We start from the raw sequence: 8,404 nt of genomic DNA, 5'->3' as shown, positions 1-8,404 counted from the left end.
CGCGGCCACCGCCTGGCGCGGCGCGGCCGGCGCCGCGGGCGTCGGGGCAGGCAGGGCGGGGTTGCCCGGGGCGGCGGCCTGGTCGCCGCCCGGCGTCTTGGCGCGGATCTGGTTGATCTGCATCACGTCGACCATGCGTTCCATGGGGAAGTAGTCGCTCTTGAACTGCACGTTGACCTTGCCGGCCAGCTTGGCGTGCATCTGCACCTTGGCGTCCGAGTCCTCGCTGCGCGTGGTGCTGACCGCGAAATTCGCCGTGTCCTCGGCGCTGGACTTGCCGTACCAGCTCTGGTTGAGCTTCTTCTTCGCGCCCAGGCCCAGGAAGCCCGAGCTCTCGCGGCTGTAGCTGCCTTCGTAGCCGGCCTCGGCCTTGCGCTGGGAATGCCAGTCGGCCGAGCGCTCCTGCTTCATGCGGCGGCGCACCGCGTCGGTGGTGTTGAGCTCGAACATGCAGGAGGCCTCGATGCTGCCGTTGGTGACCACCAGGCGGTTCACCCCCATCATGACCATGGTGGCCAGCAGCTGCTGGCGGTCCAGCGCCATGCGGCGGCGCGCGGCGGGCACCAGCTTGTCCTCGATCATGCCGTCGTCCAGCGAGCTCACGGCCTCGGGCAGGCCCAGGTCGCCCTGCAGGTCGGGCAGGTTGTCCTCGCTCGCGCCCTTGCGCGCGCGCACGCGTGGCTTGTCGCTGGAGATGTCGATCTCGAAATGCTCGGGGTAGCGCTCGGCCAGGTAGTCGCGCGCGTTGTTCTCGCTCACGTTGTCCTTCATGTACTGCTCGACCGACTTGCTGACGTTCCTGACCAGTTCGGCGTAGGCCTCCATCTGCTGGATCGAGGAATGCACGATGGCGTTGAACACGCCGTCGATCAGGCCGGCGACGAACTGCGGGAAGTCGACCTTCTGGATCATCTCGGTGAAGGCGTCGGCGCCCTCGCGCGCGGCCACCGCGCCCGATTGGCCGAAGCGCTGGCCGGCGGTGTCGCCCTCGGGCAGGGGCGGTTTGTCGGCCAGGGCGGTGGGAAGCGTGGTAGGAAGTGCGGCGGGCAGGGGCGCGCGGCCGGCCAGCGTGACCTGGTCGGGCCGGGTCCGGCCGTCGGCGCCGGCCAGGATGTAGTGGAAGGCGCGCACGGTGTCCTTGGCCACCGCCACGCGCTGCTCGGGCGTGAGGCGCGCGTAGGCGGGGCTTCCCAGCAGGCCCTGGCGCACGCGCTGGCGGATCAGCGGCAGCAGGGTGTCGTCGGCATGCGGCATGGTGGCCTCCTCAACGCGCCGGGATGGCCGTCGCGGGCGGTGCGCTCACACCGGGCAGCGCCGGCAGCGCGGGCATGGGTGGCAGCGGCGGCGCGGCCGGCAGCGCAGGGGCCGGGGCGGGCGCGGCGGCCGGCGTCTTTTCGCGGATCTGGTTGATCTGCAGCGCGTCGATCATGCGCTCCATGGGGAAGTAGTCGCTCTTGAAGTTGAGCTTGACCTTGCCCGCGAGCTCGGCGTGCAGCTTGACCTCCTCTTCGTTCTTGTTGGTGTCCACGGTGGATACGCTGAAGCTGGCCGTGCTGTCGCGCGTGCTGCCGTTGTACCAGCTCGAGTTGCCCGAGTACTTGCCGCTCTTGATCCAGTCGTTCTCCTTGCGCTCGCCCTCCCAGTGGTAGTCGCCCTTGCCGCCGCGCTCGTCGTGCCGGGTGTCGGTGCGCGTGCCGCCGCTGGTGCGCGTGCGGTCGCGCACGCGTGTGTCGCGCGTGTCGAGCTTGAACAGGCAGGAGGCCTCGATGCTGCCGTTGGTGACCACCAGGCGGTTCACGCCCATCATGACCATGGTGGCCAGCATCTGCTGGCGGTCCATGGCGATGCGCTGGCGCGCGGCGGGCACCAGCTGCTGCTCGGCGCTGTCGCTGTCCAGGCTGCCCATCGGCGCCTTGAGGCCCAGGTCGGCGAAGAAGTCGGGCAGGCTGGACTCGTCGGCGCCCTCGCGCGGCTTGAGCTTGGGGGTCTCGGCGCCGAGGTCCATCTCCAGGTGCTCGGGGTAGCGCTGCACCAGGTAGTCGCGCGCGTTCTGCTCGCTGACGTTGTCCTTCATGTACTGGTCGACCGACTTGGCGACGTTCTTGACCAGCTCGGCATAGGCCTCCATCTGCTTGATCGAGCTGGTCACGATGGAGTTGAAGACTCCGTCGACCAGGCCGCCGACGAAGGCCGGGAAGTCGACCTCCTGGATCAGGTCGGCCATGGCCTCGCCGCCGCGGCGCGCGGCCTCGCCCAGCGGCGGCGGCGACGGCACCGTCAGGCGCCGCACCGGTTGCACCGGCGCGCCGGCCTGGGCCTGGGCCAGCGGCGCGAAGCCCGCGCTGTTGCCGCCCAGGGTCACGGCCTCGGGCACCGAGCGGCCGTCCGCGCCGCCCAGGATGTAGTGGAAGGCGCGCACCGTGTTGTGCGCGATCTCGGCACGCTGCTCGGGCGGCAGGGCGTTGAACGAGGCGCTGCGCGTCAGCGCCTGCTTGACGCGCGCGCGGATGTCGCCCAGCAGGCGGTCGTCGGCGCGTGCGGCGGGAGAGGTCGCGACAGCGTTCATGGCGGGCTCCTGGGGCGGCTGGGCGTGGTCCGGTGGTTCAGGCCTGGGCGGGCAGCCAGGCCGAGGAGGACCACAGGGCCTGGCCGGCGACCGGTTGCGGTGCGGGGGCCGGCGCACTGGGCGCAGGGGCCTCGCGCAGGCGCTCCAGGCGCGGGTCCAGCGAGGCCGGCCGCAGGTACAGGGCCACGCGGGCCGGCAGGTCGGGCCGCACCCAGACCGAGAGCACCGACACCGTGCCGGGGCCGGGGTAGCCGTCCGGCGTCAGCGCCATCAGCCAGCGGTCCATGCCCTGCAGGCTGCGCGGGCGCTCGGTCATCTGCAGCCTTGTCAGCGCCATCAGCTGCGAGGGCAGGTCGGGGATGGCGTCCAGGCTCACGTCCAGGCGCAGCTCCACGCCCTGGCGCAGCGGCCTGAGCGTCAGCATCGCGGCCTCGGCCGGCAGCACGAAGCGCGCGCCGAGGATGAAGGCCACGGCGCTCATCAGGCCCGCATGGCGGTGCCCCAGGCCCAGCTGGTCCATCAGCGGCTGCAGCGCGGCCAGCGAGAGCGGACGCTCGGACTCGAAGGACAGCTGCTGGGCGCCCGCCGCACGGCCGCAGCGCACCGACATGATCACCGGCCGCAGGCCCGGCATGGACGCCATGGCCAGGGTCGCGATGCGGTGCAGCGGCGCCGGCAGCGCGTCCATCAGCTGCGGCCCCCATTCGCAATGCACGTAGGACTCGGCCAGCCCGGCGCGGTCGAAGGCGCTGCCGAAGGCGGCGCCCCAGGCGCAGCTGCGGCCGTTGTCCAGCGAGCGGACCGCCTCCAGCTGGTTGTCCAGCCAGTGGCGCGCGCCGCGGCCGAAGTGGCGCTCGACCACGCGCGTCATGGCCTGGCTGGCGCCCTGGATGCGGTCGGCGCCGGTCACGCCCTGGCCGGCGGCGCGCATCACGAAGTTCAGCTGCTCGGGCGTCTGCTCGGAGAACTGGGTCGACAGCGGCGTGTCCTCCAGCGGCTCGCCATAGGGCACGTCGAGCGATTCGTCGATGTCCGCTCCCAGGTCCTCCAGCGGGTCGGCGGTGCCCAGCCGCCGGGCCGACTGCGCGAGCAGCCGGCGCGCGCGCAGCGCCAGGGTGTCTCTTGGCTTCATGGTCTTGGCCTTTCCATGGCGCGCTCAGTGCAGCGTGGCCAGCAGCTGCTGCAGCTGCTCGGGGCTGGGCGTGCCGCTGGCCGTGAGCTGCTTGAGCTTCTCTATCACCTGCTGGCCCGCGGCGTCGCCGCCGCCCGGCATGCCGGGCAGGCTGGGCACGCCGGTCAGCTCCACCGGCTGCGCGTACTGCTTGACCTGCTCGTCGCGCACGCCGTTGACGGCCAGCCACAGCTGCACGCTGGTCAGCAGCTCGCGCGTGTCCTGGGCCGACAGGTCGCTGGCGCGCTGGCCGTCGGGCGCCGCGAAGTTCGGGTCGTGCAGGAAGGGCAGGCCGCCGTTGCCGGCCGCCAGCACGCCGGTGTTGCGCGCCAGGATGTCGAACAGCTTGTTCGCCGCCTGGGCCATGGTGCTGTACTTGGCCCAGTTGGGCGCGCCGCCGAAGTCCTGCTGGGCCACGCGCTCGACCACCTGCCAGTGGTTGGAGGCGGCGTAGGTCTTGAGCACCTGCGGCTGGTTGAGGATGGCGATGGCGCGCTCCAGGTGCTTGTTGATGCGCGTGGCCACGTAGAAGCCCGCGCCCCAGCCGTACAGCGAGGCGTTCTTGGCCAGCTCGAAGGCGCACTTGCGCACCTGCTCGCCGGTGGTCGACAGCACCGAGGTGCGGGTGGCGAACATGCGGTCCACCTCGCGCTGGCGCGTGAACTCGGACAGGCTGGCGATGAAGCGCAGGAACAGCTGCTCGAAGTCCTTGTTCGGCGCCACCTCCTTGGACACCTCGCCGCCCGGCATGCCGAGCATGCGGCTGTACTGCGAGCGGCGCTGCGCCAGGTTGAGCCGGTCCTCGCTGTCCCAGTAGTAGGCGTCCAGGGCCTTGCCGGCCGCGTCGTGGCCGAACGGCATCTGGCCGTTCATGAACATGGCCGCCAGGCGGTCGGCCACCGGCAGCACCATGGCCTTCTCCAGCAGGGCCAGCGAGTAGGTCAGGCCGACCACGCGCAGGTTGTCGGAGTTGAGGTCGGCGTCGCCGCCGGCGTTCTGCGTGCCGCCGGGCAGGCTGCCGGGCGGCAGGGTCAGCGAGTCGCCGGTGGCCCGGGTCTCGACGTACTTGTCGAGCGCGATGCGGATCGCCGATTCGAAGTTCGGATGGCCGAACGGGATCGAGGCGGCGCCGGCGATCACCTCGCGCGAGACGAAGGCGAACTCCTGCGCCGCCAGCTGTTCGATGCTGCCGTTGAGCTTGGGCATCGTCTTGGCGATGAACTGGTAGACCTCCGACAGCGCGACTTTCTTGGGCGGGATCGAGTTGTCGGGAATGTCGCCAATCGACTCCAGCCAGGCGCGGCGCATCGCGTCGGGCAGGCCGCTGGAGGCCGGGTCGGCCTCGCCGTCGAGCACCACCATGCCCAGCACCACGGCGGCCGTGGGCACCTGGGTCACGTCGGCGCGGTCGGCCGGCACGCCGAAGCGGTTCTGCAGCTCGCTGATCACGCGCTGGTTGAGGGCCTGCAGCGTGGCGGGCGTCTGCAGGATGGGGATCGAGCTGGTGTCGATGAAGAAGCTGATGGCCATGGAATTCTCCTTGAGGTACTGGGCGAGCCACGCGGTGAGCAGGGGAACGTCCTCGTCGCGTGGCTTGTCGATGACGAGGCGCAGGGCCGGGCCCAGCAGCGCGTGCAGGGTCTCTGCATCGCGCCGGGCCAGCGCTGCGGCGAGCGACTGCAGCGATTCGGGGCTGGCATGGAAGGGCGGCCCCGTGAACGCGCGCAGCAGCAGGCGCTGCAGCATCGCGCGCCATTCGGGCGGGGCCGGTCCGCTGGCCAGGCGCAGCGCCGTGGCCCCGGCGCCCTCCAGCAGCAGGGCGGGGCTGTGCTCGTCGCTCGCGTCCAGCGCGCTCTGCAGCTGGCGCACGGCGCGCCGGCGCTGGGCGTCGGTCAGAGGATGGCCGACCGCGTAGGCCAGCAGCGCGTTCCAGGCCGAGCCGGCGGGCGGCGGCGTGGGAGGGGATCGCGTGGAAGTCACCATGGCTCACCTCGCAGTGGCAGGCTCGAGGCCCTGCCTCTCGTGCATCGCATCCAGCGCAGCCAGCGCGGCCGCGCAGTCCAGCAGGCCGGCGCCGGTCTCCTCGCCGGGGCCGCCGGGCAGGGCCTGGGCGCTGCCGCACAGCAGGCGGCGCACGGCGGCGGCGTCCAGCGCCTGGCCGCGGCGGCGCGCGCGCGCCATCAGCAGGGCCGCGGCGCCGGCCACGTAGGGCGCGGCGAAGGAGGTGCCCGAGCTGGCCTGGTAGCCGCGCCGGCCCACGCCGACGATGGCCTCGCCGGGCGCGCAGATCGCCAGGTGCGGGCCGTAGCTGGAGAAACGCGAGCGCTGGCCGAGCGCATCGACCGAGCCCACGGCCAGCACCTCGGGCAGGGCGGCCGGGAAGAAGGCCTGGCGCTGGCCGCTGTTGCCGGCCGCGGCCACCAGCACGCAGCCGTGGCGCAGCGCGTAGCGCGCCACGGCCTGGTGCGGCGGGGCGGCATGCGGGTCCTCGGCGTCGCGCGGCGAGCCCAGGCTGAGGTTGAGCACCAGCGCGCCCAGGTCCACCGCGACCTTGATGCCGGCGTCGATGTCGGGCAGGGCGCCCACGCCCAGCAGGCGCGCGCCGGCCTCGCCGCGCCGCGCGGCGGCCAGCACGCGCACCGGCAGCAGCATGGCGGCGCCGGCCACGCCGGGCGGCACGTGAAAGCCGCGCGCGCCGATCACGCCGGCCACCAGGCAGCCGTGGCCGACCTCGTCGTAGGGGTTGTAGTCCCAGCCGCGCGAGTCGCCGACCAGGCGCGTGCTCTCGTTGAGCCGGCCCAGGCCCAGGTCCACCGTGTCGTAGCCGGCCAGGCAGCGGCGCTGGAACTCGGGATGACCGACCACGACGCCGGTGTCCACCACGGCCACGGTGACGCCGGCGTCGCCCGGCTCGCGTGCCAGGGCCTCGATGGCGCGGATGCGCCGCTGCGGCGCGATCGCGTCCTCGTAGCGCAGCACGCGGCGCGCGGGCCGCGGCTGCGGCGCCGGGGCGTCGAGCGATGTCCAGGCCAGGGTCTGCTGCTGGCATTGCTCGACCATGCCGAGCGCGCGCAGCGCCTCGCGCACCGCCGGCGCGGCCTCGGGCCGCGCCAGCTGCACCTGGAAGCTGCGCGACAGACCCAGGGCCTCCTCCTCGTCGTCGAAGCCCACATGGTGTTCGCCGGGCCGGCCCAGCGAGCGGCGCGCATGGAACACGCGCTGAAAGCGCGCGCCGTCGCCATGGCGGCGCACCACCGCGTCTATGGGCCCTCGGTCCAGCACCGCGCTGGGCCGGCCGGCGCCGGTGAGGCAGTCCAGGTGCGCGGGCACCGGGGCCGCGGCCACGCCGGCGCGCAGGGTCAGCGTGAGGTGGCCGTCACGCTTCATGGCGGCCCCCGGTTTCGGCGCCGCGCGGGGCCCAGGGGTCCTGCGCCGCCGGCTCGGCGGCGGGGTGCAGCAGCAGGAAGCTGCAGGCCGGCTCGTCGCCCAGGCTCACTTCCAGTTCGCCCTGCTCGAAGCCCTCGGGCAGGCGCACGACCAGGCGGTCCTCGTCGACTTCCTCGATCTCCAGGGCCTCGCCGTTCAGGCGCACGCTGGGCGGATAGGCCTCGTGCTGCAGGTGGCTGCCGCTCAGCGTGAGGCGGCGGCTGCCGGCTGGCAGCTCGATGACCTGCGGCGTGGCCGGGGCATCGCCGGCACCGCGGGCGGCGGGGTCCTGACCCTCTGCGCCCCAGGCCAGGTCCTGCGCCATCTCGCCCTGCGGGCGCATCAGCCTTGTGCGCCCACCCAGGCCGGGCAGGCTCACCCCGGGCGTGCGCAGGGGCGGCATGGGCGGCCGCGTCAGGCGCGGGTGGCCGGCCTGCAGGGCGCGGCGCAGCCGGTCCACCGGCACGTCGGCCATGCGCGCGACGGTGCTGACGCCGGTGGAGCCGCGCAGTCGGTCGAGCTGGGCCAGGTTGCTCACGCCCAGGCGCTCCAGGCGCATCCGCTCCTCGGGCTTGAGGCCCAGGTTGTCCAGCGGCGTGGAGCGCGTGGCGGCCAGCGAGATCGTGTTCTCCTCGATCATGGGCTTGGTGATGGTCGTGAAGTCCAGCGCCAGCGTGCTGGCCCCGGCCTCGTTGGGGCCGCTGGCGCGCAGCATGACCTGACCGTTGGCATCCATTTCGACGAACACTTTCAGCTCCAGATGCAGTTCCTTGAGGGCATAGGTGAGTGGCCGGTTGACCGCCTTGATGCGCAGGGCGTCCTGCACGCGGTCGAGCTGGGTCGTGATCGAGTTGATGAAGTCCTCGACCAGGAAGCCGGCAGCCGCGGGGTCGTTGCGATCAGCCAAGTCATCACTCCTCCAGAGCCAGGCGCAGGCGGGTGCGCTGCAGCGGCGGCAGGAAGCCCGCCTGCCAGCGCGAGTGCGGCGCCTGGGCCAGGAACACCAGCTCGCCGCGCTGCACCGCGGCGCTGACTTCCAGCGGCATCTCCACGTCGAGCGCGGTCACCACCAGGCCCGAGCCGGGCGGCGGCGCCAGGCCTTCGAACAGCTGCAGCAGGGTGTCGGCGAAGGCGGTCTTCATGGCTGGCCTGCGAGGCTGGGGGCCCAGGGGTCGAGCGCCAGGCCCTGGGCGGGCACGCGTGGCGGCGCGGCCGCGGCCGGCGGGGCCACCGGCGCGGGC

The 8,404-nt window shown here is 73.0% G+C and carries 7 protein-coding genes; all 7 read right to left on the bottom strand.

Features of this window, described 5'->3' with window-relative positions; genetic code table 11:
- Positions 1-1,254, bottom strand: a 1,254-nt coding sequence (locus FFS10_RS22315) for a hypothetical protein (RefSeq protein WP_137896797.1), incomplete at its 3' end; no start/stop codon positions are given.
- Positions 1,255-1,264: 10 nt separating this feature from the next.
- Positions 1,265-2,566: a hypothetical protein gene (locus FFS10_RS22310; RefSeq protein WP_137896796.1), complete on the bottom strand. Its 1,302-nt coding sequence runs from the start codon at positions 2,564-2,566 to the stop codon at positions 1,265-1,267.
- A gap of 37 nt (positions 2,567-2,603) precedes the next feature.
- Positions 2,604-3,698 carry a hypothetical protein gene (locus FFS10_RS22305; protein ID WP_137896795.1) on the bottom strand — a complete coding sequence of 365 codons (1,095 nt, stop codon included), beginning with the start codon at positions 3,696-3,698 and terminating at the stop codon, positions 2,604-2,606.
- Positions 3,699-3,722: 24 nt separating this feature from the next.
- Complete coding sequence (locus tag FFS10_RS22300; RefSeq protein ID WP_137896794.1) at positions 3,723-5,720, bottom strand: hypothetical protein; 1,998 nt, start codon at positions 5,718-5,720, stop codon at positions 3,723-3,725.
- A 3-nt stretch (positions 5,721-5,723) separates the two neighbouring features.
- Positions 5,724-7,124 (bottom strand): S8 family peptidase, encoded by a 1,401-nt coding sequence (locus FFS10_RS22295; RefSeq protein WP_137896793.1) that lies wholly within the window; start codon positions 7,122-7,124, stop codon positions 5,724-5,726.
- A complete protein-coding gene (locus FFS10_RS22290; protein WP_137896792.1) occupies positions 7,114-8,070 on the bottom strand; it encodes a hypothetical protein in 957 nt (318 codons plus the stop codon). The genes FFS10_RS22295 and FFS10_RS22290 overlap by 11 nt, the downstream gene beginning before the upstream one ends.
- A gap of 4 nt (positions 8,071-8,074) precedes the next feature.
- Positions 8,075-8,305, bottom strand: coding sequence for a hypothetical protein (locus FFS10_RS22285; protein WP_137896791.1), 231 nt, complete (start codon positions 8,303-8,305; stop codon positions 8,075-8,077).
- Positions 8,306-8,404 lie beyond the last annotated feature (99 nt).

Origin of the sequence: Ramlibacter sp. 2FC, from assembly GCF_005503345.1 — a bacterium.
In the GTDB taxonomy this organism is placed as follows: Bacteria; Pseudomonadota; Gammaproteobacteria; order Burkholderiales; family Burkholderiaceae_C; genus SCMQ01.
The sequence above is the reverse complement of the archived record's forward strand: the minus strand, read 5'-3'. Positions and strand labels throughout refer to the sequence as shown.